The organism is Pseudomonas lundensis (genome assembly GCF_015377145.2).
Classification (GTDB): domain Bacteria; phylum Pseudomonadota; class Gammaproteobacteria; order Pseudomonadales; family Pseudomonadaceae; genus Aquipseudomonas; species Aquipseudomonas lundensis.
On record NZ_CP062158.2, the window covers coordinates 647,314 to 671,382 of the forward strand.

Below are 24,069 nucleotides of genomic sequence, written 5' to 3' on the forward strand. Positions count from 1 at the left end.
TTCGGGTGACAGGCCCATGCAGTTCCAATAATAAAAAGAGTCGTGTCATGAAAGAACTTCTACTGCGGGGTGTCCTTGTTACGTCCCTGAGTGCTTCACCGTTCATCAATTCCAACGCGACGGAGTTTATTGACGGCAGTCATTTGAAACTTCAGTTGCGAAACGTTTACTTCAATGAGAATTTTCGGGATGAGAACGGACTGAGCCCCCGCGCGGCTAAAAACGCGAAGAGTGAGCGAACAGAGTGGGCTCAAGGTTTTCTACTGGACTTCAAGTCCGGGTTTACACCGGGCACGGTTGGTTTTGGTGTAGATGCAATGGGGCTGACAGGCTTTAAGCTGGACTCTGGCAAAGGGCGCAGTGGCACTGGTTTGCTTGCTGTAGGCTCAGATGGACAAGCCGCCGATGAGTTCGCCAGTCTGGGCATCGCCGGTAAAGTCCGGTTTGCACACACCACCGTTCAACACGGATCTGTATTGCCCAAAACGCCGGTCTTGATCTACAACGATGCGCGCCTTTTACCTCAGACTTATCAGGGAACACTGTTCACCAGTACCGACATCGATAACTTGACACTTTCGGGCGGGCGCCTGAATCAATTCAAGTTAAGGGACTCCTCGGATAGCCGCTCGATAACACCCAACGGTTTTACGGGACAAGGGGCGCCCTTCTCATTTATAGGCGGCGAATACACACTGGGTGAACGTACCCGGTTAGGGTATTTCTACGCGCAGCTGGACAACTTTTACAGACAGCATTTCGCTTCGGTACAGCACGATCAGCAATGGGGAACAGGCCTGTTAACGACCGATGTTCGTTATTTTCGTAGTGTTGACGCCGGAATGCAGAAGGCCGGTGCAATTGACAATACCTTGCTCAGTGGCCTGCTGAGCTATTCGATCGCAGGCCACCGGGTCGGCGCCGGTTATCAAGTGCTCAATGGCCAAGCCGGTTTACCGTACATCACGGGTGCGAGCGTGTACTCCTTTAGCAACGCCGGAATAGGCAAGTTCATTCATGAAGACGAAAAGACCTGGATGCTCAGTTACGGCTATGACTTTTCAAGGGTGGGTTTACCTGGCTTGACGCTATCTGGCCGCTACTTGAGTGGGAGAAATGGCAAGACTGGGTCCGCGCAATTGCACGAACATGAGCGCGACGCAGAGCTGGCTTATGTTGTGCAAAGCGGGGCGCTTAAAGGCGTGGGCTTAAAAATGCGTAATTATGTTTACCGCTCCGATGGGGCGCGGGGCAGGGACAGTAATCGTCTTTACCTGACTTACGATATCGCGCTGTGGTAAGCCCGAGGGCTCGCTCAGGTCAGGCAAGACACGTCAGTTGTGAACACGCTCACCGCCGTTCAGGGGGGAGCGTGTTAATCGCACTACCGACGACGCATCAACAGCACAGCAAGCACAATGGCTACGCCAGCAATAGCCGTTGAAATAACCCCCAAAGACTCCAGCCCATAGTGGCGAATCCCCAGGCCGCCGAAGATCGCACCTAACCCGATACCCGCGTTAGCGGCCGAAATATTCATCGTCGCGGCCAATGCCTGAGCCTGGGCGCCTGCTCGCATGACCCGGACCTGGCAAATGGGGAACAGTGCCGTATACGCAATGCCCCACACAGCCAACGCGACCATCAAGCCTGTGTGCTGTGTCGCCAGTGGCGTGGCGGCCAGCATGCCGGCAGCGAGTAACGCGAGAAATACCACACTCGAACCCAATGGGCTGCGATCGACCAGGCGCCCGCCGATGTGATTGCCGAGCATGCCGACGGCCCCAAAGCCCATCAGCCACCAACCCACATGACCGGGCGAGATGCCCGCGAGGCTTTCGAGGGTATCTGCGAGGTAGGTGTAGGCCGTGAACATGGCCGTGAAGGTCAGGACAGACAGCGCGACATGGGCGATAAAGCGCGGGTCCTTGAAGATCAGCGTTTGTTTTTCACCCTGTTTGCGCTGGGGCGCGGCGGGTAAGGTCGGCATAGAGCTGCGCATCAGTGCGGCGATTAACAGGCACAGCGCGGCCAGCATCCAGAAGGTGCCACGCCAGCCAATGGCGTCCGCCGCCAGCGTGCCCAGCGGGATACCGAAAACCAGTGCCGCTGAAATACCCATGTACACGTTGGCCACCGCTTTCCCGGCATTCGCCGGCCCGGCCAGTTGTCCGGCTGTTTCGCTCGCCGTGCCCCAGAAAACCGGTAAAAGCAGTGCGGGAATAAACCGTGCAATCGCCAAAATCCAGATGTTGGCGGACATCGCTGCCAGCGCATTCGACGCAGCGAACACCAGCAAAATACAAGTGAACAACTTCCTGCGATCAATGTGCGCCAGCCGTGCCGTCAGGATCGGGCCGAACAGCATCACCGTGAAAGCAAATAACGTCACCAACTGGCCAGCGAGCGTCACCGAGACATTCAAGTCGCGTGCCAGCGCAGGTAAGAGGCCGATGATCAGAAACTCAGTGGTCACAATCACAAAGGCGGCAATGGCCATGATGGCGATTTGAACTGCCGTGTGTGAATGCGTTGTGGCTGCGGCCGTGGATGGGGCCTGAGAGGTAGAGGGCATGGTCAGAAGCTCAAAAAAAACAGGGAGTCAGCTTATTGGAGAAGTAAATTCTGATTGCGGCTATAAACTACGCAGTCCGATGAATTGAATTCCCTAATGGCGAGGCGCGATGTTTTCTTCAGAGCGGTTGAAAGGGCTGGATGTTTTTGTGTCTGTTGCACAAACCGGCAGTTTTACCGGTGCCGCTGAGCGTTTAAACCTCACGCGCTCGGCCATCAGCAAAGCCATCGCCCGGCTGGAAGCGCGGCTGGATACCCGACTGTTCAATCGAACCACCCGCACGTTGTCACTGACGGAGGCGGGGGTGAGGTTTTACCGAACCTGTACCAACGTGCTGGGTGAGCTGGAAGAGGCTGAGTTGTCGCTGCACGCGCACAGTACCGAGCCCGTCGGGCAGGTGCGCATTGACCTGCCTGCTGCCTACGGTCGCCTGCATGCGTTGGGGGCTATTTTGGCTTGCGCGCGCGAGCATGGTTTGTTGCAGCCGCATATCTCGTTCTCGGACCGTTATGTGGACCCGGTCGAAGAAGACATCGACATTGTCGTGCGCATAGGTGGGCCGGATCTGCTGTCATAGGCGTTGGGTCGACGTTATCTGGGGGCCGAGCGCCTGGTGTTTTGCGCCTCGCCCGACTATTTGCACCGGCACGGTGTACCCCGGACGGAACAGGATTTGGAGCACCACCATTGCGTGATGTATGGCCGCGCGGACGGGAGCGTTAACCCGTGGTGGTTCGCCGGGCCGCACGGAGGGCGGGAGCGGCGGTTATTGCCGGCGCACATCGCGATAGGTGACGGCGAAGGGCAGGCCGCTGCGGTGCTGGCCGGGCACGGCATTGCCCAGTTGCCGACCTGGCTGGTGCAAGCGTCGCTGGACCAGGGAAAACTGGTGCAAGTGCTGGCGCATCTGGCGACGGACGGATCGCCCATCCACTTGCTGTGGCTCAAGCGTCGCCAATCCCAGGCCAGGGTCAGCGTCGTGCTGGAGGCCTTAGGTACCGCGTTGACGGCCTAAAAGTACCTCGAAAGGTTTGTCTGAGTGCTCTGTAAGAAGGTTTTCTGGCGAAGGTGCGAAGTCTTCCTAGTGATTGACTACGCTGTAACCAGAAAACAGCGAGGCGACTGAAATCGAACTTCGCTCAGCTCTATCGATCAGTTGACTACAGACGCCCAGGAGGTCACCCCGGTTTTGTCCCATTTCAAAACGGTTTTTCTGCTGCTTATCCTGTTGCTGACAGGCAATGGAATCTTGCAGGCTGCGCCCACGCTGTCATCCGTCATCAAAGCTGAGGAAACCGACGGCAAGCCGCCGGTTTTGGTAGACGGTGGCTTGCTGGGCGCGCTGGGTGCCGGCATGGACGAGATGCAAGGTCAGCTCGGTCTGAGCATGCACTTACTGGACAGCTGGCGACTGCGCTCCGAGCAGGCCGCCGATGAAGTCGGCGTTTTGGTGGAGCAGGCTGCGACTCATCCTTCCTGGAGTGGTGTCGCCGATTTCGTGTGGTTATCCGTGGTATGGATCGGCATTTTTGCCGCTGCGTGGTTCGGCGGCCGTCTGGTGGCGCGGTATGCGAGCACAACCCGCCCCCTGCGAAATCGCCCGCGCTTGCAGACGTTGACGCAGTACTGCGCTTCGTATTTAGCCCCGGCCTTGATCGCCTTGCCGTTGACCCTCTACGCGAGTCGTTTTCTGCATGATTCCATGGGCCGCTCGCTGGCGCTGAGTCTTTCCTATGCCAGCAGCGCTGGCGTATTTTGCACGGCGTTGGTGTTGTCGCTGAGTTCGATGTTTTATGTCGGCCACAAGCGACGGGCAGTGGAGATTATTCGTCGCTATTCGCTGCGGCCTTTGTTCATCATCGGTTTTTTTGCAGCGTTCAGCGATGCCATGAACAGCCCGCAAATCGCTCGCCAATTGGGCGGCAACATCGCCAGTTGCCTGTCGGTACTGACCGGCCTGATCGCGTGCAGTGTGTTCGCTTTTTTGGCCATCAAGTTGCGGCGTCCGGTGGCGCACCTGATTCGTAACCGCGCACTGGCCCAGCGCCTGGGACAACCGGCGCTGCAAGAGTCGCTGCGCATTTTCTCCGCGCTCTGGTACTGGCCAATCCTGCTGATGCTGCTGGTCTCGATGCTGAATCTGATTGGCGTGGGTGAGGGCAGTGAACGGGCGTTACGCAACGCGTTACTGACCTCCGGGCTGTTAATCGGCACCGTGTTCCTGAGCACAATCCTGCATCACTGGTTCAGCACCCACGCCAACCGCAACGGCGCTTACAGAGAGCGTTTGATGACGGTGGTGTACGCGCTGTTGCGCATAGCGCTGGCCGTTACGTTTATAGAACTGCTGGCGCAAATCTGGGGCTTTTCGCTGCTGGCGTTTGCGTCCGATAGCAGCACCGGCAAGGTCATCAGCGATTCCCTCGGGCATATCCTCTTGATCCTGTTGGTGACCTGGCTGACGTGGGTGGTGCTGGACACCTCGATTCAACAAGCCTTGCAACCCACTACCAACCGGCGTGGCACGCGAGAACCGAGTACCCGGATCAAAACCATCCTGCCGTTGCTGCGCAATGCCATCAAAGTGATTCTGGTGGTGGTGTGCACCATCACCACCATGGCCAATCTGGGCGTGAACGTTGCGCCGTTTCTGGCCGGGGCCGGGGTGATCGGTCTGGCGATCGGTTTTGGCTCACAGCAATTGGTTCAGGATGTCATCACCGGGTTGTTCATCATTATTGAAGACACCATTTCGGTGGGTGACTGGGTGGTGGTGGACGCCAATCACGCGGGTACCGTCGAAGGCCTGACAATCCGCACCCTGCGCCTGCGCGACAGTCGCGGCTTCGTCCACTCGGTGCCGTTCGGCCAGATCAAGGCCGTGGTCAACCATTCCCGTCAGTTCGCCTATGCGTTCTTTTCCGTGCAGTTCACCTATGCCACGGACATCGACAAAGCCACTGATCTTATTCGCGAAGCCGGGCGCCAGATCAGCGATGACCCGCTGCTGAGCCTGAGCTTGCAAGGTTCGTTGACGGTGTTCGGGGTGGACAGCATGAACCTCGATGGCGTAACGGTTACCGCGCAATTTCGAACCATGTCCGGTGCGCAGAGCACGATCACACGGGCATTCAACGATCGCTTGAAAAAGCTTGTGGATAAGTCAGAAGACGTTCACTTCGCCCAAACCTATCCACAGGCGTTGCTGGCGCCAATCAGCGGGTTCACGCCGCCACAGCCAGCGGAGGCGGCGGCCCATCGATCCACGCTGGTACTGACCGATGCACCACCGTCATCGCAATAATCGGTGTAGGAAACTGATGCAGTTTGTCAGTGACGACACGCACAGAAACCCGCAAAATGCGGGGGTCTTGATCATGGCCAACGGCTTGTATGGTTGGTTTTCTGGTATACATCACCGTTCTGAATAGACTGAGCCTGCACACTCTATGCGAATGCGCCTTATGTTATTGGGCGGCGGAAATGCTCTCGGGCAGGCGCTGATTCGTCTGGGTGCCGAGGAAGACATCAACTTCCTGGCCCCGCGTCCGCCGCAAGACGGCTGGGATGCTGCGAGTCTGACCCTACTGCTCGATGACACCCGACCGGACGCCGTCATCAACCTTGCGTACTACTTCGACTGGTTTCAGGCGCAGTCTGTCAGCGAGGCTCGCCTGGCTGCCCAGGAACGAGCTGTCGAGCGCCTGGCCGAACTGTGCCAGCACCACAGCATCACGCTGATCCAGCCTTCCAGTTACCGCGTCTTCGATGGCTCCCGAGCCACGGCCTACAGCGAGAAAGATGAACCTGTGCCGCTGGGTTTGCGCGGGCAGGCCTTGTGGCGGATCGAACAAACCGTGCGTGCCATTTGCCCGCAACACGTGTTGCTGCGTTTTGGCTGGCTGCTCGATGACAGCCCGGACGGCACGTTGGGACGCTTTTTGGCACAGGCTGAAAAACCGGGCGAGTTGCTGATGGCCGATGACCGTCGCGGTAACCCTACGCCGGTCGATGATGCGGCCCGGGTGATCATTTCGGTGCTCAAACAACTCGATTGCGCGGCGCCGCTGTGGGGCACCTACCACTATGCAGGGCACGAGGCCACCACGCCGCTGGCGCTGGGCCAGGCCATCCTGACCGAGGCGCGCAACCTGCACCCGCTGGCCATCGAAGCCCCGACCCCCCAAGCGCACGCCGCACGCCCCGATGCCGCTGAAGAACCGCAGCATGCGGTGCTGGCGTGCAAAAAAATTCTACACACCTTCGGGATCAAGCCCCGCGCCTGGCGCGCTGGCCTCCCGATCCTACTGGACAGGTTTTATCGTCATGGCTGATGCCCCCATTCTCGTAACCGGCGGTGCCGGGTTTATTGGTTCCAATCTGGTCGATGCATTGCTGGCTAAGGGCTACGCAGTGCGCATCCTGGATGACCTGTCCACCGGTAAGCGCAGCAACCTGCCGCTGGATAATCCCAAGGTCGAACTGATCGAAGGGGATGTGGCCGATGCCGCGCTCGTCGCCTCAACCATGGCCGGCTGCAGTGCCGTGGTGCACCTGGCGGCAGTGGCGTCGGTGCAGGCCTCGGTGGATGACCCCGTACGCACCCACCAGAGCAATTTTGTCGGCACCTTGAACGTCTGCGAAGCCATGCGCGAAGCGGGCGTCAAGCGCGTGGTCTTTGCCTCCAGCGCAGCGGTCTACGGCAACAACGGCGAAGGTGAGTCGATTGTCGAAGACACCGCCAAAGCGCCGCTCACCCCGTATGCCTCGGACAAACTGTCGAGCGAATACTACCTGGACTTCTACCGCCGCCAGCACGATCTGGAGCCCGTGATTTTCCGCTTCTTCAACATTTTCGGGCCGCGTCAGGACCCGTCCTCGCCGTACTCGGGCGTGATCAGCATTTTCAGTGAGCGCGCTGAAAAAGGCCTGCCCATCACTATCTTTGGCGATGGCGAACAAACCCGCGACTTCGTGTATGTGGGCGATTTGGTGAAGATTCTGGTGCAGGCAGTCGAAGCCGAACACGTGGAAGAAGGCGCGGTCAACGTGGGCCTGAACCAAGCCACGACCCTCAAGCAAATGCTGGCTGCCCTAAGTGAAGTGGTCGGTGAGTTGCCACCGATCAGCTATGGCCCGGCGCGCTCAGGTGACATTCGGCATTCGCGTGCCGATAACAGCCGCCTGTTAGACCGTTTCACACTGGGCCAGACCACGCCCATGAGTGAAGGCTTGGCGCGTTTGTTGGGTCGCTAATAAACGCTGCACATGAAAAAGGCGCCTCGAAAGGCGCCTTTTTAGGTTCGGCTATTGCTTAGAACTTGTAACCCAAGCCAACCATGTAAACCCATGGATCGACGTCAACGTTGACCTTGGCGCGGGTGCCTGGCGCAACGCTGTTGTTTTCCACGGTCGCGCGGGTATCAATGTCGATGTAGCGCGCCTGGGCGTTGATCATGATGTTGTCGGTCAGCATGTAGTCAGCACCGATCTGCCAGGCCATGCCCCACGAGTTTTTCGCTTTGAAGTTATCGAAGCCCGCAGCGTTGGCGCGGCTGCCCACGTGCTCGTCGTAAATCCAGGTGTAGTTGATACCGGCACCCACGTACGGTTGGAACGCGGACTTGGAGTCCAGCGGGTAGTACACAACGCTCAGGGTTGGCGGCAAGTGCTTGAGGGAACCCAGTTTGCCGTTGGCGGCATCAAGGCCGGTGCCTTTGATTTTCACGTCGTGTTCGAACGGAGTGGCGGCCAGCAACTCGATACCGATGTTGTTGGTGACCATGTAGGCAAAGTTGAGACCCAATTGGGTGTCGCTGCTCATGGTTGCCTTGCCGCCCAGATCAGCACCCGCCAGCGGACCCTGGTCCACTTTTACGCTGGAGCTGTCGGCTTTCGGGTTAACCGTGATGGCACCGGCACGGACGATAATGTCGCCTTCAGTGTGCGCGTGGGCAAGCGGGGCAACGACGGCAAGGGCAAGTGCCGCTGCGCTGAGCAAAGACTTGTGCATGGGAGCTCCAATTGGATATTTAAAATTTATATAACCAATGGTAATGAGCGCTCCGAGCCACTCTGTTGACCCAGCTCAATGAAACGACGATGCGCTGAAAAATTGTGAAAATTTCGTGAACTAACCCGCAAACACGGACTCTTTACTCGCGGTCGTGGCCTGCCATCAGGCGGCTCCGACGCCGGGGCAGCGTGGCCCCCGGCGGTTACTCCGGTAACTCGTAAACGTAGATCTTCTGCGCGTCCATCTGATACCCCGCATCGGCCAGCTCACTGCTGCTTGGCTTGACCTGCAATGCGCCTTCGATCCAGTACGGCTGGTACAGCTCGTCCAGTTTGACCCCGACGTGACTGGTCACGTGCACGATCTGGTTCGAGGGCGGTGGCGGGACATGGATGCAGGCGCCGAAATACGGCACCAGCAAAAACTCCGTGGTACGGCCTTCCTCATTGACTTCAAGGGGCACGATGTAGCCCGGCAAGCGAATGTTTTGCCCGTCCAGCGCAGGCACAACCGGCGCATTGGGCATGCTCTGCTGCGCAGCGGGGGCCGCCTCGGGGTCAAGATTGCCCAACTGTGACAGGTCGTGCATCGGCGCCGTGTCCGGCACTTCGGGCGCGGCGTCCGGCGGAATCATCTCCGACCACGTCAACTCCTTGGGTTCGGCAGCCCATACAGGGGTTGAAACCATCAGTAACAGGGCCAGCAGTGCGCGTGGCAAGACGGACATTTTCATACACAGGCTCATAAGCGAATGGAAAGGCCATCGGCCAGCGATTGGCGGTAAGCGCGCCAGGCGGGCACGCAGCCCATCAACAGGGCGGCGGCCAGAATACCTGCCAGCAGCGTCCATTCATATTCACTGGGCCAGGCCAGCGGCAAGTACAGGCCGTAGTTCGATTGCACATAACCTTGTGCCAGCGCGATACCCACATACAACAGGGCAACCCCCGCCACTACACCGATCAGCGCCAATGCCAACGCTTCGAACACCAGCAAAGTAGCGATGTGCCACGGCCGGGCGCCGACTGATCGCAGGATCGCCATTTCGCGCCGTCGCTCATTGAGGCTGGTCAAAATCGCCGTCAGCATGCCGATCAAACCGGTCAGCACCACAAACAGCGAGACCACAAACAAGGCTTTTTCAGCGGTGCTCATCAAGCTCCACAGTTCCTGCAAGGCGACGCCGGGCAAAATGGCCATCATCGGTTCGCCCCGGAAGTCGTTGATTTCACGTTGCAAGGCGAAGGTCGAAATCTTGCTGTTCAGCCCCAGCATGAACGCGGTAATGGCTTGGGGTGTGAGGTCCATGTTGCGGGCCTGATCGGCTGTCACACGGCCTGCGCCGCGCGCTGGCACGCCGTTGTGCCAGTCGATGTGAATGGCCTCCATGCCGCCCAGGCTGATGTGCAGCGTGCGGTCCACGGGCGTGCCCGTACGCTTGAGAATGCCGACCACGGTGAAGGGTTTGTCGTCGTGCTTGACCAGACTCACGGCGGCTACGCCGTGGGCCAGCACCAGTTTGTCCCCCAGTTTGTAGTGCAGCGCCTGTGCGACCTCGGCGCCTAGCACCACTTCAAATGGGTCGCTAGCAAAGGCGCGGCCATCGGCCAACTGCAGGTTTTGCCGATGACCATACTGATAGTGCTCGAAATAGGCTTCGCTGGTGCCCATCACCCGGTAGCCGCGATGGGAATCACCCAGGGACATGGGGATCGCCCATTTCACCTTGGGGTTCGTGGCGAAGTGCTCAAAGCTGTCCCAGCGAATGTTATTGGTGGCATTGCCGATACGAAACACCGAATACAGCAGCAAATTCACCGAACCCGAACGGGCGCCGACGATCAGGTCAGTGCCGCTGATGGTGCTGGCAAAGCTGGCGCGGGCCTCGGTACGCACCCGCTCCACGGCCAGCAACAAACACACGGACAAGGCAATCGCGAACGCGGTCAGCAGCGCGGTGAAGCGGCGGTTGGCCAGGCTGGCCAGCGCAAGACGGAACAAATACATCTCAGACCTCTGCCGGAGTGGCGGCACGATTGAGTTCAGACAACGACAAGTTGCGGTCAAACAGCGGGGCCAGGCTTTGATCGTGGCTGACGAATAACAGGCTGGCGCCTGCTTCGCGGCATTCGGCGAACAATAATTTGATGAAGGCTTCGCGTGCGTCGGCGTCCAGGGCCGAGGTGGGCTCGTCAGCGATCACCAGCGCCGGTTGGCCGATCAGGGCGCGGGCCGCCGCGACCCGTTGTTGCTGGCCGATGGACAACGAGTCGGCCCGTCGCTCCAGCAAAGCAGGGTCTTTAAGGCCCAAGTGCGCGAGCAAGGTGCGCGCGGCTGTGTCGACACTGCCATGACGTTGAGCGGCGCGGCTGGCCCGCCGTTTGGAAAAATGGCAAGGCAGCTCGACGTTTTCACGCACGGACAAAAAAGGCAGCAAGTTAAATTGCTGGAAGATGTACCCCGTGTGGTCGACGCGAAAACGGTCGCGCGCACCGGAGCCCAACTCACTCAACTCCTGGCCCAGCAGGCGGATCGACCCGCAGTCCGCCTTTTGCACCCCCCCGAGCAAGCCCAGCAGGGTGGTTTTACCGCTGCCACTGGGCCCTTTGAGAAACAGGGTTTCGCCGGCCTGCAGGCTGAAGTGGGGGATGTCCAGCAGCACGGGATGGCCCGGCCAACTAAAACGCAGGTCGCTCAGTTCGATGAGTGCTTGGGTCATGGGAAATCAGGGTCGCCTGCAATGTCGGGAAAACGAGGATGTCAGTGGCGCCGTCTGCGTAAAGGGCGGCGCCAGCCACTGGCCGTGGTTAGAACGTCAGCGTCGGGGCTTTCGCTGACACGTTAACCGCTTGCTGACCGTTCGGGCCGATCAGTTGTACCTTGAATGAGTGGGTGCCGGGGAATGTCTTGAAAAACCTGCTGAGGTCGAGGGTTTTTAACGAGGCCGTATCGGCACAGGTAAACGCGTAGTGAGCTTCGATGTCGCTGTGGTGATGCTCGGCCTTGGCATTGCTGGCGCCTTCTTCGGGAGCCGGATCGAACAACGGGCTGCTCAGCTCCTGCGCCTCAACCACACACTTTGCCGCTGGCGGCAGGTTGAACAGGGCCAGCGGGTTTTCCAGTCGAGCCTTGGCGGCCGCCACGGTGGCTTTGTCGGCATCGGTGGTGGCCGCGTGTTCAAACCCCACCAGGTTCATCGCCGGGCCGTCGAGGTCCAGTTCCAGTGTTTTGTCGTCGAGTGCCACATTCAAGGTGCCTACGCCGTGCTCATGGGGAGCAAGGCTGCCATGTTCGTGATCATGCGCTTGAGCCGCATGCGCCACGGCCAGCGGTAATAAAGCGAACGGCAAAGCGAGCAGCAAACGACGCATAGCATAACTCCAGCAACAATGGGATGAATGTTTTGTTATGTAATCTTATAACGAATTTGCGAGAGTTTGCCCGTGTGCTTGGCGTTACGCAAGACGCATGGGAGCATGTGCACATGAAACTTGAGGAGCCCTGCAATGGTGCGGATTCGCGGAACAATTGGCGATTGGCCCGTCGATCTGACGGTTGAGCTGGACGAAACGGAGTGGGCGCAGTTGGGCGGGACGTTAAAAACAGCGGCGCCCGCCAGCGTGGCGGTTGCCAGCACGCCGGTCAGTCAGGACGACGCGGTGTGGGAGATGACCAAGGCGTTACTGCGCAAGGCCGGACACATGACCGGGCCGCAGTTGCTGGCGCAATTAGAGGCCTTGACCGGCAGCACGGGAGCGGGCAAGCGGCTGTTGGTGCGCTTGCGTCATAGCCCGCAAGTGCAAGTGGCGAGCGGCGCGGACTCACCGGTTTACAGCTGGGTCGAATAAACCGGTGAGGGCGCGTTGTCGCCGCAGCGAGATCAGTACAGCGCGGCAAACAGTTTGCGGCGATAGGTGGTGACCAGCGGGTGATCGTTGCCCAGCAGGTCAAACACTTGCAGCAGGGTTTTGTGGGTGATGCCTTCGTTGTAGCTGCGGTTGCGGATAAACAATTTCAGCAAACCTTCCAGTGCGCCTTCGTATTGCTGGCGCGCCAACTGCTGCACGGCCAGTTGGTAGGCAGCTTCGTCGTCCTGCGGGTTCTGCGCCACACGGGTTTTGAGGTCTGCCACATCCGGCAGGTCTTTGGCCTGGCTCAAGAAGGTCAACTGCGCCTTGGCGCCCGCCAGCTCGGCTTTATGTTCGTCGCTCTTGACCGCGTCCAGCACGGCTTGGGCCTCAGTCAGCTCACCTCGCTCGGCCAGGCAACGGCCATACAGAATCAATGCCCTGGCATTAGTGTTGTCTTCGGTCAGTACCTGCTTGAGCAACGCTTCTGCGTCGGCAAAGCGGCTTTCGGCAAACAGGGCCTGCGCTTGCACCATCGGGTCTTCAGCTGGCGGAGCGGGCATTTCGACATGAGGCTTAAGCATGGCGCGAATCGCGGATTCGGGTTGCGCCTCCTGAAAGCCATCAACCACCTTGCCGTCCTTGAACAACACCACCGTCGGCAGGGTGCGGATGCCGATGCGGCCCACGATGTCCTGTTCCACATCGCAGTTGACCTTGGCCAGCAGCAGCTCGCCCTGATAGTCCTCGGCTATCTGCTCCAGAATCGGCAGCATCACCTTGCACGGGGCGCACCACTCTGCCCAGAAATCCACCAGGACGGGTTGTTCAAAAGAGGCTTCAACAACCTGTTTGTCGAAGTCTGCCGACGTCACGTCAAAGCTATATGCAGTCGTAGGTTGAGTCATTGTGGGTCTCGAAACAGGTAAATGAAGGCAACTATAAAGGCTGCGCGGGCACGCTGAAAGTCGCGTGTCCGCGCTGCGCGTGATACAGGCTCACGTGACGGAACTCATGGGGCTCGGCCAGATCCGGCAAGGTGAGCGCCTTGAGGCTTTCCAACTGGCGGTACAGTGGATGCCTGAAGTCGCGCACCCGTGAATCGGCCACCAGCGTTTGCTGCCCGCGGGTTAGGAACTGGTCAAGCAGGGGCAGGTTTTCGCGGTCGTACAGCACATCAGCGACCAGGATCAGATCAAAGCGATCTGCCTCGGCGAAGAAATCGTCGGAGTAGCCCAACTGCACGTGATTGAGCGCGGCATTGGCCTGGCAGGCGGCCAGCGCCAGCGGGTCGAGATCGCACGCCAGCACTTCCAGCGCGCCAGCCTTGGCTGCTGCAATCGCGGCCACGCCTGAGCCAGCACCGAAGTCCAGCACGCGCTTGCCTTGGACCCAATGCGGCTGCTCGGCCAGGTAGCGCGCCAGGGCCAAACCGCTGGCCCAGCAAAACGCCCAGTACGGCGGCTCATGCAAAATGCGCCGGGTCTCGTCCGGGGTGAAGGCGCGGTCCATGTTCTGCGCGTCGATCAGCCACAGCTTGAGCGACGTGTCGGGCAGGTCGGTGACCACCAGTTGCGCATCCCCCAGCAGTTCACTCAGCGACTGTTGCAGGGCCAACGGCGGGTTCATGGTGCTTTGACAAAGGCCAGGGTGCCCAAGGCTTGCGTGGTCGGCTGCTGGATGATGCGCGACGGCAAGTGCAGGATCAGTTGCCCGGACTGGCTGGCGCGCCCGCGCAGTTCGACCCGTGCACCGGCCGGAAATGCCTGCGGGTTAAAGCGCAGCTTGAATGGCAGTGGCTGGTTGTTGCCGACAATCTTGCTGCTGGCCATCAGCCCTTGAGGGCGACCGCGTTCATCCACGATCAACATCGCCAATTCAACTTCGGCGCCTGCGGGCGCGCCCGTCAATACGCCGCTCAGTTCACGTTGATAGGCAGGCAAGGGCCCCAGATCGGCAGGCGCATCGGTTTTAGGCTGGGTCAGCACTTGAGGTTGCGCCGACTTGGGCGGCTCGCTGCTACAGGCGACCAGCACACTGGCGAGGCACAGCAAAACAAGCGTTCGTAGCGACATAGAGGGCTCCAGCGGCAGGTCAGTCGACGTATCGGATTGTGTAAAACGTAGTAGGCGGACTGTATACCGTAAAGCCTATGGCTTGTCTTGCCAGTGGGATGCGCTACCATGGCGCTCCCCATTTTTTGTTGCCTGCCACCATGCACTGTCCCTTCTGCGGTGCCAACGACACTAAAGTCATCGACTCGCGTCTGGTCGCCGAGGGCGATCAGGTGCGTCGCCGGCGCGAATGCCTGGCCTGTGGTGAACGCTTCACCACCTTTGAAACAGCTGAGTTGGTCTTACCTCGCCTCATCAAGCAGGACGGCAGCCGTCAGCCGTTCGACGAAGAAAAACTGCGCGCCGGTATGCAGCGTGCGCTGGAAAAACGCCCGGTCAGTGTCGAGCGTCTTGAAGCGGCGCTGGCGCATATCAAAAGCAGGCTGCGCGCCACCGGCGAACGCGAAGTCAAATCGCTGGTGGTCGGTGAACTGGTCATGACCGAGCTGCAAAAACTCGACGAAGTGGCCTACATCCGTTTTGCTTCTGTGTATCGACGCTTCCAGGACCTCAACGAGTTCCGCGAAGAGATCGACCGCCTTGCCCGTGAGCCTTCAAAGGAGTGATTGTGTCCACTGAGCAATCCGTACTGGACGCCCATTACATGGCGCGTGCCATCGAACTGGCCCGAAAGGGCCTGTATACCACCCATCCCAACCCGCGTGTCGGCTGCGTGATTGTGCGTGACGGTCAGGTCGTGGGCGAGGGCTGGCATGTGCGGGCCGGTGAACCCCATGCCGAGGTTCACGCATTGCGTGCCGCTGGCGAGCTGGCTCGCGGGGCGACCGCCTATGTCACCCTTGAGCCGTGCAGCCACCATGGCCGCACCCCGCCGTGCGCCGAAGGGCTGGTCACGGCCGGGGTCGCCCGCGTGGTGGCCGCCATGCAAGACCCGAACCCGGAAGTCGCCGGGCGTGGCCTCAAGCGTTTGACGGATGCCGGGATCGACGTGCGCTGCGGCGTGCTTGAAACCCAGGCGCGGGCCCTGAACCAGGGGTTTCTCAAGCGCATGGAACACGGCTTGCCGTTTGTGCGGGTCAAATTGGCAATGAGCCTGGACGGGCGCACGGCGATGGCCAGTGGCGAGAGCCAATGGATCACCGGCCCCGCAGCGCGTTCGGCCGTGCAGCGTCTACGCGCCGAGGCCAGCGTCGTGATCACGGGTGCCGACACCGTGCTGGCCGACGGTGCGCGCCTGACCGTACGTGCCGACGAGCTGGGGCTGGATGCCGAGCAGACCTCGCTGGTCATGAGCCGCCCGCCGCTGCGCGTGTTGATCGATGGCCGCCTGCGCGTGCCGCTCGATGCGCCGTTTTTCAAGGCTGGCCCGGCGCTTGTGGCCACCTGCATACCGCCTGCCGAGCAATACCGCACGGGGCCCGAGTGCCTGGTGATCCCTGGCGAGAACGGTCAGGTCGATCTGCGTCAATTGCTGGTGGCGCTGGCGGCGCGGGGCGTCAACGAGGTTTTGGTTGAAGCCGGTCCACGTCTGGCGGGCGCATTTGCCGAGCAAGGGCTGGTGGACGAATATCAGATTTTCATCGCGGCCAAGTTTTTGGGTTCAACGGCACGTCCGTTGCTGGAATTGCCCTTGACCCGCATGAGCGAGGCAACCGAGCTCAAGATCATTGATATGCGCGCAGTTGGGGATGACTGGCGAGTCACTGCCATACCTGTGCCATCAGCCAGCGTATAATTCTCAGCCTCCGTTTTACGCAGGCTTGGTTCTCAAGGGGAACGCCATGTTTACCGGCATCATCGAATCCATCGGCAACATCCGTGCACTGACCCCAAAAGGTGGCGATGTACGGGTTTATGTAGAGACCGGCAAGCTCGACCTGAGCGACGTTAAACTCGGTGACAGCATTGCCATCAACGGCGTTTGCCTGACAGCCGTTGAGCTGCCGGGCAACGGCTTTATGGCCGACGTCAGTCGCGAGACGCTGGACTGCACGGCTTTCAATGACTTGAAATCGGGCAGCCGGGTCAACCTCGAAAAAGCCCTGACGCCGACCACGCGTCTGGGCGGTCATCTGGTGAGCGGTCACGTGGACGGCGTCGGCGAGGTGATCTCCCGCGAAGAGAACGCCCGCGCCATCGAATTCCGCATCCGCGCGCCGAAAGAGCTGGCCAAGTACATCGCCCATAAAGGCTCGATCACGGTCGACGGCACCAGCCTGACCGTGAACGCGGTCAATGGCGCCGAATTCTCGTTGACCATCATCCCGCACACCCTGAGCGAAACCATCATGGACGACTACCGTCCGGGCCGCCGGGTGAACCTTGAGGTCGATCTGCTGGCGCGTTATCTGGAGCGCTTGCTGCTGGGCGACAAGGCCGCCGAGCCGACCAAGGGCAGCACCATCAGCGAAAGTTTTCTGGCCGCCAACGGCTACCTCAAATCCTGACTTAAGGGGGTGCCGCGTGGCGCTCAACAGCATCGAAGAACTGGTTGAAGACATCCGCCAAGGCAAGATGGTCATCCTCATGGATGACGAAGACCGCGAGAACGAAGGCGACCTGATCATGGCCGCCGAGTGCTGCAAGGCCGAGCACATCAACTTCATGGCGCGTTTCGCCCGTGGCCTGATTTGCATGCCGATGACCCGCGAGCGTTGCGAACTGCTCAAGCTGCCGTTGATGGCACCGCGCAACGGCTCGGGGTTCGGCACCAAGTTCACCGTTTCCATCGAAGCCGCCACCGGCGTCACCACCGGCATCTCCGCCGCTGATCGCGCCCGCACCGTGCAAGCTGCCGCCGCCAAGGACGCCAAGGCTGAAGACATAGTCAGCCCGGGGCATATCTTCCCGCTGATGGCACAGGCTGGCGGCACGCTGGCGCGTGCCGGTCACACCGAAGCGGCCTGTGACCTGGCGCGCATGGCCGGTTTTGAGCCAAGCGGCGTGATCTGCGAAGTGATGAACGACGATGGCACCATGTCGCGTCGCGCCGAGCTGGAAAAATTCGCGGCTGAACACAACATCAAAATCGGCACCATCGCCGACCTGATCCACTACCGGATGATCCACGAACGTACCGTTCAGCGGATAGCCGAGCAGCCGCTGGACAGCGAACTGGGCCAATTCAACCTGGTGACCTATCGTGATTCAGTCGAAGGCGACGTGCACATGGCACTGACCCTGGGCAAGATCTGCGCGGATGAACCGACGCTGGTGCGGGTGCATAACATGGACCCGCTGCGTGACCTGCTGATGGTCAAACAGCCCGGCCGCTGGAGCCTGCGTGCTGCCATGAGCGCCGTCGCAGAGGCTGGCAGCGGTGTGGTGCTGCTGTTGGGGCACCCGCTGGATGGCGACGTGTTGCTGGCGCACATTCGCGAAACAGCCGACGCTTTGCCGGCCAAAAAACCGACGACCTACAGCATTGTGGGGGCCGGTTCGCAGATCCTGCGTGACCTCGGCGTGCGCAAAATGCGCCTGATGAGTTCACCTATGAAGTTCAACGCCATATCCGGTTTCGATCTGGAAGTTGTAGAATACGTGCCCTCCGAATAAAGACCGGGTGTTTCCCGCCTGAAATTCGTGGCCCAAACTCATTAAAGAACGCACGCGAGTGCGTTCTGGCTCTTTAATACGAGACATACCGAATGACCCTGAAGACCATCGAAGGTACCTTCATTGCCCCCAAAGGCCGCTACGCACTCGTGGTTGGCCGTTTCAACAGCTTCGTCGTCGAAAGCCTGGTGAGTGGTGCCGTTGATGCCCTGGTTCGCCACGGTGTGAACGAAAACGACATCACCATCATTCGTGCGCCTGGCGCGTTTGAAATCCCGCTGGTTGCGCAAAAAGTTGCCCAGCGCAATGAGTTCGCGGCCATTGTCGCCCTGGGCGCTGTGATTCGTGGCGGTACTCCGCACTTCGAATACGTGGCCGGCGAGTGCACCAAAGGTTTGGCTCAGGTGTCCATGCAGTTCGGCGTACCGGTTGCATTCGGCGTGCTGACCGTTGACTCCATCGAACAAGCCATCGAGCGTTCCGGCACCAAAGCCGGTAACAAAGGCGCTGAAGCCGCCTTGTCCGCCCTCGAAATGGTCAGCCTGTTGGCGCAGTTGGAGGCCAAGTGATTTCCGACGAAAGCGATCGTTTCAACCCGCGCGATCCAAAACCTGCGGACGCTGGCAAGCCCTCCAAAAGCGCTAAACGTCGTGAAGCACGTCAGCTCGCGACCCAAGCGCTGTACCAGTGGCACATGGCCAAGCACTCGCTGAACGAGATCGAAGCGCAGTTTCGCGTTGATAACGACTTCACCGACGTGGATGCCGCCTATTTCCGCGAAATCCTGCACGGCGTGCCTGCGCACAAAGCCGATATCGATGCTGCCCTGGCCCCGTGCCTGGACATCACCATCGAAGAGCTGGACCCGGTTGAACTGGCCGTCCTGCGCCTGTCCACCTGGGAGCTGATCAAGCGTGTGGACGTGCCTTACCGTGTGGTCATCAACGAAGGCATCGAGCTGGCCAAAGTGTACGGTTCCACTGACGGGCACAAGTTCGTCAACGGCGTACTGGACAAATTGGCACCGCGCCTGCGTGAAGCTGAAGTCAAGGCGTTCAAGCGCTAAACAGCGCTGTCGGCCATGGGCGAGTTCGAGCTGATCCGCACCGTTTTCGCTGCCGCGCCTTGTGCGCAGGGCGGCGAGGGCGTTGCGTTGGGCATTGGCGACGACTGCGCCCTGCTGGAGGTTCCCTTCGGGGAACAGCTGGCAATCTCCACTGACACGCTGGTGGCTGGCGTGCATTTCGCAGACCCCTGCGACCCTTTTTTGCTCGGTCAGCGTTCGCTGGCGGTGGCGGCCAGTGATCTGGCGGCCATGGGCGCAACTCCCCTCGCGTTTACCCTTGCCCTGACCCTGCCGTCGGTTGCCGCGGATTGGCTGCACGCGTTTGCCCGGGGTTTGAACCAGATGGCGCAACGCTGCAACGTGCGCCTGATCGGTGGCGACACCACCCGTGGCCCGTTGTGCCTGACGTTGACCGTGTTCGGTCGCGTCCCGGCGGGCCAGGCCCTGACCCGCAGCGGCGCCCGGCCGGGTGATCTGCTGTGCGTGGGCGGTGAGCTGGGCAATGCCGCCGGGGCCTTGCCTCTGGTGCTGGGCCAGCGCAGCGCCGAATCCTTTATCGCCGAGCCGCTGCTGGCACACTACTGGTCACCGCAGCCGCAACTGGCGTTGGGCCAGGCGCTGCGTGGCAAGGCGACCTCGGCGCTGGATATCTCGGACGGTTTGCTGGCTGACTGCGGGCACATTGCGCAGGCGTCGCGCGTCCGGCTGCTGATTGAGCACGACCGCCTGCCCATCTCGCTGGCGCTGCAGGAGTTTCTGGGCGACGCGGCCGCACAGCAAGCGGCGTTAAGCGGCGGCGATGACTATGTGCTGGCGTTTACGCTACCGGCTGTTGAATTGCCCACATTGCTGGCCGATGGCTGGCCGGTGCATGTGATCGGCCGGGTGGTTGAAGGGCAGGGCGTTGGCGTGCTGGATGCACACGGGCAGGACATCACCCCGACAACCCGTGGCTATCAGCATTTTTAAGGCGAGCGTCTGTCACTGCCGCCGCCATGCCGCGTGTCCCATCAAACATTTAGATATTTATCCTCGATAATTCAGCCTAAGCGTCTGTAGGAACGTCCTGTTACAATGCCGCCTCTGCGAATTTCCAGTCCTCAAATTGATCAGGAGCACACGGTGCCCGTCGCTTTTGTTGCCGCTTGCAAACTCCCTACCCCCTTTGCCGAATTCACCATGCATGGCTTCCTTGAGAAGGCCACGGGTCGTGAACACGTTGTGCTCAGTCTGGGCGACGTGGCGGACGGTGCGCCGGTTCTGGGCCGCGTGCATTCCGAGTGCCTGACCGGCGATGCCCTGTTCAGCCAGCGCTGCGATTGCGGCTCTCAACTCGAAGCCGCCTTGCAGGCCATCGCCCGTGAAGGCCGTGGCGTGTTGCTGTACTTGCGTCAGGAGGGCCGTGGGATTGGCCTGCTGAACAAGGTGCGTGCCTACCAATTGCAGGACGGTGGTGCCGATACCGTAGAAGCCAACGAACGTCTGGGCTTTGCCGCTGACCAGCGTGACTACGCCATCTGCCTGCCGATGCTGGAACACTTGGGCGTGACGTCGCTGCGCTTGATGACCAACAACCCGCGCAAGGTCAAAGCCTTGACCGACATGGGCATTACCGTGGCCGAGCGCGTGCCTTTGCACACCGGGCAAAACCCGCACAACAAACTGTACCTGGCGACCAAAGCCAACAAGCTCGGGCACATGATGGGCAATCAGCACCAGAACGAGGCAGACCCGGCGTGACGCGGGGCCAGCGTCGTCGGCGCCTGAGTTTCAGTTGGTGGCAACAGCTGGTGCTGACTTGCTTGCCGCTGGTACTGGTCAACATTTTTTTCGGCAGCGCCGAACCGCTGTGGCCTGAATTGGCCATGCCCCTGTTTATTGCGGGCGTGTTGTCGATGTTCGTGACCCTGCGCACGTTCGGGCCGTATAAACATGGCCTGATTGACCTGCAAAAGTCCCTCGACACAGACCAGGAACCTGCCGCCTGGGATGCATTGGCGCACGTGCGGCGTCGTGCATTGCTGGCCGCCGGGTTGCCCGCCTGGATCGCCGCGCTGGGCGTGTTTGTCGGTCTTGAAGGCGTGCCGCTGTTGCTGCTGGCGTTGTCAACGCTGGTGCTGTTTTACCTCTATCGCATCCCCCGTCAGGTCGGCTGATGCGCCTGTGGCTGGCGGTTCTGCTGCTGGCCGTGGGCACTCAGGCCATGGCGGCCACGCGGGTGGTCAGCCTGGCGCCCTCGCTCTCTGAAATCGTCGTGGAACTGGGCGCAACCGATCTGCTCGTCGGGCGGCTGGAGGCGGGCGAGACCTTGCCTGAGCTGGTGAATGTGCCCTCGGTCGGTGGCTATGGCCAATTGGATATGGAACGCTTGCTCAGCCTGCGCCCGGACTTGATTCTGCTCTGGCCCGGCAGCGTTGGCGTGGCGCAGCGCGACCAGTTGAAACGCTTGAACATTCCCACCTTTACCGCCGAACCGAAAAACCTGACGCAGTTGGTCGATCAGGTCGAAGGGGTGGCGACTGCGCTCAATCGCGCCGAACGCGGTCGTGAGTTGGCCGCCCGGTTGCGGGCACGTCTGGAGCAGCTACGCCAGCAATACGCCCGCGAACAACCGTTGCGCGTGTTTTATCAAGTGTGGGATCGGCCCCTGTACACCGTGGGCGGCGGTCAAATCATCAGCGATGCACTGGCCCTGTGCGGGGCGCGCAATGTGTTTGCGGACGTGTCATTGCCCGCGCCGCAGGTCAGCGTGGAGTCGGTGTTGCAACGCAATCCCGACGTGATCATTGCAGGCACTCAGGCGCAGCTGGATGCCTGGAAAGCCTGGCCGCAGCTCGAAGCGGTGAAGCAAGGGCGCTTGCTGTTACTGGCTGACAAAGGTCTGGAGCGCCCGAGCGGACAAATGATCGAAGCCACGGCCCGTTTATGCGAACAACTGGCCGAACCTAGACCGTAGCCACTGAGGCACCGTGCGAGCGTGACCCGGCACGGCGTTTACAGGCGGGGTGTCCAGGTGACGGCCAGCTGCACGCTGCGCCGCTCTTCGCGATAGCCGTAATAGTCACCTTCATAGCTGTACAACGCGCGCGTGAAAGTCTTGTCCAGCAGGTTATCGACTTTCAGGTCCAGCCTGACCTCTGAGCTGGCGAGCCAATTGGCACGCACGCCCAACAGGGCGTACCCGCCAAGCGGCTGCTGGTTTTGCTCATCGTTATAGCTGCTGCTGACCGCTTGCCAGCTGGCACCTACGCCGATGCGGTCAAACTGTCGATCCAGATCAAGGTTCAACGTACGACGCGCCCGGCGGCTCAGGGTTTTACCGGTGTCGCGGTCGCGCGGGTCGATGATGGCGACACCGAGGCTGCTCTGCCAGCCGAACCACTCCTGGTGCAGCGCGCTTTCTAAACCGGTGATGCGTGCAGCCCCTATGTTATGAGGGAAGGACTGTTCCCCTTTTTTTAAATACTCAATCGCATCGCGAATATCGGTGCGATACAGGGACGTCTCCAGCCGGCTGGTATCACTCAGTTGGCTACGCCATTGAAACTCATAACTTTTTGAGTGTTCAGGTTTGAGCGTTGGGTTGCCGAAGCCCGTGTAATACAGATCGTTAAACGTAGGCGCCCTGAAGCCTTCGCTGTAGGACATCAGCACATCGTTATCGGCATTGAGCGGCACCGTCAGGCTCGCGCTCCAGGTGTTGTTGCTGCCAAATTGCTGGTTTTTGTCATGTCGCAGCCCCAGCTCCGTTGAAAACCCCTCGCCCTGAAAACGGTGCTGAATAAATACCGCGCGGTTCCAGCGGCTGTCTTTGTCGAAGTCGGTGTTGCTGCGAACCCGATCCTGATACGCGTCGAGGCCCAGCATCAGGCTGTTTTGATCGTCCAGCGCGAGGCTGTTTTGCCAGTTCAGGGAATCGCGATAGGTGTTGAAGCTATAGAGGTCGGGGCTTAGTTTGTCGCGCGTCGTTTCACGGTTCTCGCTGTGGCCGAGTTCGAGGCGCGAATTCCAGCGTTCGGAGAACTGTGCGTCAACGAAACTGCCTACGCTGCTGATGTCGAAATCGCTATAGGCCTTTTGCCCAAACATCGCATCAAGTTCAGTTTTACCCTCGCTCTTGACCCCACTGAGGCCGATCTCAAGGCGGTCGCTCAGGTGATGACTCAGGTTCAAACTGACCGATTTGTTGCGATAGGCATCGTGGTCATTGTCGACCGGGTAGGACACGGTCGTGCGGTCGATGCCGGCCGTGTTTTCCAGCGCACCGCTGAGGTTGAAGCGGGTCTGAGCGTCACCGCCTGAAATGCCCACACTGTTTTGTGAGCTGCCATAACTGCCCATGGCGCTGTGCAAGCGCAGTTGCGGGGGCTGTTCGGCGCCGCGTCGGGTAAAGATCTGAATCACCCCGCCAATCGCATCGCTGCCATACACCACTGAGCGCGAGCCGCGCAGCACTTCGACGCGCTCGATCTGGTCGATGTTCAGGTATTGCAGGTTGCTGTCGGCCGAGGTGGCATTGGCCATGCGCTGGCCGTCAACCAGCACCAGGCTCTGCGCCGATTTGGTGCCGCGAATGTAGATACCCGGCAATGCACCGCGTCCGCCACTGCGCGCCACTTGCACGCCCGGAACTCGGCCTAGCAGGTCGGTCAGGCTTGTGGGTTGCAGGCGGTCGATATCCTCACGGGTAAACACGCTGTTGGCGCTGGTGCTGTCCGAACGCGCTTGCACCTGGCGGTTACCGGTGATCAGTGTTTGCGGGAGTTTGAGGGCGTTTTCGCGATCCGCGGTGTCTGCCAGCAAGGGGCTGGCCGGGATGCTGCCGAGAATCAGGGCCGCTAGGCGAAGCGATTTCATGAGTTCCGAATTCTGTGGTCCCCGTCGTGGTTCACAAGGGACGAAGGGGTGATCGGGGGGAACCCGATCACCTCGTT

25 protein-coding genes and 1 pseudogene are annotated in these 24,069 nt (G+C 60.2%); 16 read left to right on the top strand and 10 right to left on the bottom strand.

The window, feature by feature from the left end:
* Nucleotides 1-47 precede the first annotated feature (47 nt).
* On the top strand, nucleotides 48-1,301 hold the full coding sequence (locus IF654_RS03380; protein ID WP_047277851.1) for an OprD family porin: 1,254 nt from the start codon (nucleotides 48-50) through the stop codon (nucleotides 1,299-1,301).
* A gap of 83 nt (nucleotides 1,302-1,384) precedes the next feature.
* On the opposite strand, the gene IF654_RS03385 is transcribed toward IF654_RS03380, so the two are convergent.
* The gene (locus IF654_RS03385; RefSeq protein WP_047283154.1) at nucleotides 1,385-2,575 is read right to left on the bottom strand and encodes an MFS transporter; all 1,191 of its coding nucleotides are present in this window, start codon (nucleotides 2,573-2,575) and stop codon (nucleotides 1,385-1,387) included.
* 109 nt (nucleotides 2,576-2,684) lie between these two features.
* Between IF654_RS03385 and IF654_RS03390 the strand changes: the two are divergent.
* The 4 genes and pseudogenes from IF654_RS03390 (at nucleotide 2,685) to IF654_RS03405 (ending at nucleotide 7,831) form a co-directional block, all read left to right on the top strand.
* Nucleotides 2,685-3,590: pseudogene (locus tag IF654_RS03390) on the top strand (LysR family transcriptional regulator).
* Between the two features lie 174 nt (nucleotides 3,591-3,764).
* Nucleotides 3,765-5,879, top strand: coding sequence for a mechanosensitive ion channel family protein (locus IF654_RS03395; protein ID WP_194862765.1), 2,115 nt, complete (start codon nucleotides 3,765-3,767; stop codon nucleotides 5,877-5,879).
* Between the two features lie 145 nt (nucleotides 5,880-6,024).
* The gene (locus tag IF654_RS03400; RefSeq protein ID WP_162493711.1) at nucleotides 6,025-6,909 is read left to right on the top strand and encodes a sugar nucleotide-binding protein; all 885 of its coding nucleotides are present in this window, start codon (nucleotides 6,025-6,027) and stop codon (nucleotides 6,907-6,909) included.
* The gene (locus IF654_RS03405) at nucleotides 6,902-7,831 is read left to right on the top strand and encodes an NAD-dependent epimerase/dehydratase family protein (RefSeq protein WP_047277841.1); all 930 of its coding nucleotides are present in this window, start codon (nucleotides 6,902-6,904) and stop codon (nucleotides 7,829-7,831) included. Before IF654_RS03400 ends, IF654_RS03405 begins: the two co-directional genes overlap by 8 nt.
* A gap of 58 nt (nucleotides 7,832-7,889) precedes the next feature.
* Here the strand turns inward: IF654_RS03405 and IF654_RS03410 are convergent, their stop codons facing one another.
* From IF654_RS03410 to IF654_RS03430, 5 genes are all read right to left on the bottom strand, one after another.
* Nucleotides 7,890-8,588 (bottom strand): OmpW/AlkL family protein, encoded by a 699-nt coding sequence (locus IF654_RS03410; protein ID WP_047277839.1) that lies wholly within the window; start codon nucleotides 8,586-8,588, stop codon nucleotides 7,890-7,892.
* Between the two features lie 205 nt (nucleotides 8,589-8,793).
* Nucleotides 8,794-9,309 carry a DUF3299 domain-containing protein gene (locus tag IF654_RS03415; protein WP_169838008.1) on the bottom strand — a complete coding sequence of 172 codons (516 nt, stop codon included), beginning with the start codon at nucleotides 9,307-9,309 and terminating at the stop codon, nucleotides 8,794-8,796.
* A 23-nt stretch (nucleotides 9,310-9,332) separates the two neighbouring features.
* Nucleotides 9,333-10,598, bottom strand: a complete 1,266-nt coding sequence (locus IF654_RS03420) for an ABC transporter permease (protein ID WP_047279194.1) — start codon at nucleotides 10,596-10,598, stop codon at nucleotides 9,333-9,335.
* A gap of 1 nt (nucleotide 10,599) precedes the next feature.
* The gene (locus IF654_RS03425) at nucleotides 10,600-11,310 is read right to left on the bottom strand and encodes an ABC transporter ATP-binding protein (protein WP_083334285.1); all 711 of its coding nucleotides are present in this window, start codon (nucleotides 11,308-11,310) and stop codon (nucleotides 10,600-10,602) included.
* Nucleotides 11,311-11,398: 88 nt separating this feature from the next.
* Nucleotides 11,399-11,962 (bottom strand): DUF2796 domain-containing protein, encoded by a 564-nt coding sequence (locus IF654_RS03430; RefSeq protein WP_047281383.1) that lies wholly within the window; start codon nucleotides 11,960-11,962, stop codon nucleotides 11,399-11,401.
* A 135-nt stretch (nucleotides 11,963-12,097) separates the two neighbouring features.
* On the opposite strand from IF654_RS03430, the gene IF654_RS03435 reads away from it, so the two are divergent.
* Entirely contained in the window at nucleotides 12,098-12,439 is a 342-nt protein-coding gene (locus IF654_RS03435) for a hypothetical protein (protein ID WP_047279189.1), read from the top strand.
* Between the two features lie 32 nt (nucleotides 12,440-12,471).
* On the opposite strand, the gene trxA is transcribed toward IF654_RS03435, so the two are convergent.
* Genes trxA through IF654_RS03450 form a run of 3 tightly spaced genes read right to left on the bottom strand, consistent with a single transcriptional unit; the run spans nucleotide 12,472 to nucleotide 14,514 of the window.
* Complete coding sequence (trxA, locus tag IF654_RS03440; RefSeq protein WP_047277830.1) at nucleotides 12,472-13,347, bottom strand: thioredoxin; 876 nt, start codon at nucleotides 13,345-13,347, stop codon at nucleotides 12,472-12,474.
* A gap of 31 nt (nucleotides 13,348-13,378) precedes the next feature.
* Nucleotides 13,379-14,068, bottom strand: a complete 690-nt coding sequence (locus tag IF654_RS03445; protein ID WP_083334284.1) for a class I SAM-dependent methyltransferase — start codon at nucleotides 14,066-14,068, stop codon at nucleotides 13,379-13,381.
* A complete protein-coding gene (locus IF654_RS03450) occupies nucleotides 14,065-14,514 on the bottom strand; it encodes a YbaY family lipoprotein (protein WP_047277826.1) in 450 nt (149 codons plus the stop codon). Before IF654_RS03450 ends, IF654_RS03445 begins: the two co-directional genes overlap by 4 nt.
* A 140-nt stretch (nucleotides 14,515-14,654) precedes the next feature.
* Here IF654_RS03450 and nrdR point away from each other — a divergent pair, with 140 nt between their 5' ends.
* The 10 genes from nrdR to IF654_RS03500 all read left to right on the top strand — a co-directional run bounded on the left by nrdR (nucleotide 14,655) and on the right by IF654_RS03500 (nucleotide 22,091).
* Nucleotides 14,655-15,119 carry a transcriptional regulator NrdR gene (nrdR, locus tag IF654_RS03455; RefSeq protein ID WP_162199719.1) on the top strand — a complete coding sequence of 155 codons (465 nt, stop codon included), beginning with the start codon at nucleotides 14,655-14,657 and terminating at the stop codon, nucleotides 15,117-15,119.
* A 38-nt stretch (nucleotides 15,120-15,157) separates the two neighbouring features.
* A complete protein-coding gene (ribD, locus tag IF654_RS03460; protein ID WP_194862884.1) occupies nucleotides 15,158-16,249 on the top strand; it encodes a bifunctional diaminohydroxyphosphoribosylaminopyrimidine deaminase/5-amino-6-(5-phosphoribosylamino)uracil reductase RibD in 1,092 nt (363 codons plus the stop codon).
* 46 nt (nucleotides 16,250-16,295) lie between these two features.
* Complete coding sequence (locus IF654_RS03465) at nucleotides 16,296-16,961, top strand: riboflavin synthase (RefSeq protein WP_047277823.1); 666 nt, start codon at nucleotides 16,296-16,298, stop codon at nucleotides 16,959-16,961.
* Between the two features lie 16 nt (nucleotides 16,962-16,977).
* A complete protein-coding gene (gene ribBA / locus IF654_RS03470; RefSeq protein ID WP_047279183.1) occupies nucleotides 16,978-18,069 on the top strand; it encodes a bifunctional 3,4-dihydroxy-2-butanone-4-phosphate synthase/GTP cyclohydrolase II in 1,092 nt (363 codons plus the stop codon).
* 92 nt (nucleotides 18,070-18,161) lie between these two features.
* Nucleotides 18,162-18,638 carry a 6,7-dimethyl-8-ribityllumazine synthase gene (gene ribH, locus IF654_RS03475; RefSeq protein WP_047277819.1) on the top strand — a complete coding sequence of 159 codons (477 nt, stop codon included), beginning with the start codon at nucleotides 18,162-18,164 and terminating at the stop codon, nucleotides 18,636-18,638.
* Nucleotides 18,635-19,135 carry a transcription antitermination factor NusB gene (gene nusB / locus IF654_RS03480; RefSeq protein ID WP_047277816.1) on the top strand — a complete coding sequence of 167 codons (501 nt, stop codon included), beginning with the start codon at nucleotides 18,635-18,637 and terminating at the stop codon, nucleotides 19,133-19,135. The genes ribH and nusB overlap by 4 nt, the downstream gene beginning before the upstream one ends.
* Nucleotides 19,136-19,150: 15 nt before the next feature.
* Nucleotides 19,151-20,104, top strand: a complete 954-nt coding sequence (gene thiL / locus IF654_RS03485; protein WP_047279181.1) for a thiamine-phosphate kinase — start codon at nucleotides 19,151-19,153, stop codon at nucleotides 20,102-20,104.
* 153 nt (nucleotides 20,105-20,257) lie between these two features.
* The gene (gene ribA / locus IF654_RS03490) at nucleotides 20,258-20,875 is read left to right on the top strand and encodes a GTP cyclohydrolase II (RefSeq protein WP_047277934.1); all 618 of its coding nucleotides are present in this window, start codon (nucleotides 20,258-20,260) and stop codon (nucleotides 20,873-20,875) included.
* Complete coding sequence (locus IF654_RS03495; protein ID WP_094987803.1) at nucleotides 20,872-21,291, top strand: MFS transporter; 420 nt, start codon at nucleotides 20,872-20,874, stop codon at nucleotides 21,289-21,291. Before ribA ends, IF654_RS03495 begins: the two co-directional genes overlap by 4 nt.
* The gene (locus tag IF654_RS03500) at nucleotides 21,291-22,091 is read left to right on the top strand and encodes a cobalamin-binding protein (protein ID WP_094987804.1); all 801 of its coding nucleotides are present in this window, start codon (nucleotides 21,291-21,293) and stop codon (nucleotides 22,089-22,091) included. Before IF654_RS03495 ends, IF654_RS03500 begins: the two co-directional genes overlap by 1 nt.
* Nucleotides 22,092-22,129: 38 nt before the next feature.
* On the opposite strand, the gene IF654_RS03505 is transcribed toward IF654_RS03500, so the two are convergent.
* Entirely contained in the window at nucleotides 22,130-23,992 is a 1,863-nt protein-coding gene (locus tag IF654_RS03505; RefSeq protein ID WP_094987805.1) for a TonB-dependent receptor plug domain-containing protein, read from the bottom strand.
* Nucleotides 23,993-24,069 lie beyond the last annotated feature (77 nt).

Excerpts from the sequence above, each read along its gene's own strand:
- IF654_RS03380 (WP_047277851.1), top strand. The coding sequence starts at position 48 with ATGAAAGAACTTCTACTGCGGGGTGTCCTTGTTACGTCCCTGAGTGCT.
- IF654_RS03385 (WP_047283154.1), bottom strand. The coding sequence starts at position 2,575 with ATGCCCTCTACCTCTCAGGCCCCATCCACGGCCGCAGCCACAACGCAT.
- IF654_RS03400 (WP_162493711.1), top strand. The coding sequence starts at position 6,025 with ATGCGAATGCGCCTTATGTTATTGGGCGGCGGAAATGCTCTCGGGCAG.
- IF654_RS03405 (WP_047277841.1), top strand. The coding sequence starts at position 6,902 with ATGGCTGATGCCCCCATTCTCGTAACCGGCGGTGCCGGGTTTATTGGT.
- IF654_RS03410 (WP_047277839.1), bottom strand. The coding sequence starts at position 8,588 with ATGCACAAGTCTTTGCTCAGCGCAGCGGCACTTGCCCTTGCCGTCGTT.
- IF654_RS03420 (WP_047279194.1), bottom strand. The coding sequence starts at position 10,598 with ATGTATTTGTTCCGTCTTGCGCTGGCCAGCCTGGCCAACCGCCGCTTC.
- IF654_RS03425 (WP_083334285.1), bottom strand. The coding sequence starts at position 11,310 with ATGACCCAAGCACTCATCGAACTGAGCGACCTGCGTTTTAGTTGGCCG.
- IF654_RS03430 (WP_047281383.1), bottom strand. The coding sequence starts at position 11,962 with ATGCGTCGTTTGCTGCTCGCTTTGCCGTTCGCTTTATTACCGCTGGCC.
- IF654_RS03435 (WP_047279189.1), top strand. The coding sequence starts at position 12,098 with ATGGTGCGGATTCGCGGAACAATTGGCGATTGGCCCGTCGATCTGACG.
- trxA (WP_047277830.1), bottom strand. The coding sequence starts at position 13,347 with ATGACTCAACCTACGACTGCATATAGCTTTGACGTGACGTCGGCAGAC.
- IF654_RS03445 (WP_083334284.1), bottom strand. The coding sequence starts at position 14,068 with ATGAACCCGCCGTTGGCCCTGCAACAGTCGCTGAGTGAACTGCTGGGG.
- IF654_RS03450 (WP_047277826.1), bottom strand. The coding sequence starts at position 14,514 with ATGTCGCTACGAACGCTTGTTTTGCTGTGCCTCGCCAGTGTGCTGGTC.
- nrdR (WP_162199719.1), top strand. The coding sequence starts at position 14,655 with ATGCACTGTCCCTTCTGCGGTGCCAACGACACTAAAGTCATCGACTCG.
- ribD (WP_194862884.1), top strand. The coding sequence starts at position 15,158 with ATGGCGCGTGCCATCGAACTGGCCCGAAAGGGCCTGTATACCACCCAT.
- IF654_RS03465 (WP_047277823.1), top strand. The coding sequence starts at position 16,296 with ATGTTTACCGGCATCATCGAATCCATCGGCAACATCCGTGCACTGACC.
- ribH (WP_047277819.1), top strand. The coding sequence starts at position 18,162 with ATGACCCTGAAGACCATCGAAGGTACCTTCATTGCCCCCAAAGGCCGC.
- thiL (WP_047279181.1), top strand. The coding sequence starts at position 19,151 with ATGGGCGAGTTCGAGCTGATCCGCACCGTTTTCGCTGCCGCGCCTTGT.
- IF654_RS03500 (WP_094987804.1), top strand. The coding sequence starts at position 21,291 with ATGCGCCTGTGGCTGGCGGTTCTGCTGCTGGCCGTGGGCACTCAGGCC.
- IF654_RS03505 (WP_094987805.1), bottom strand. The coding sequence starts at position 23,992 with ATGAAATCGCTTCGCCTAGCGGCCCTGATTCTCGGCAGCATCCCGGCC.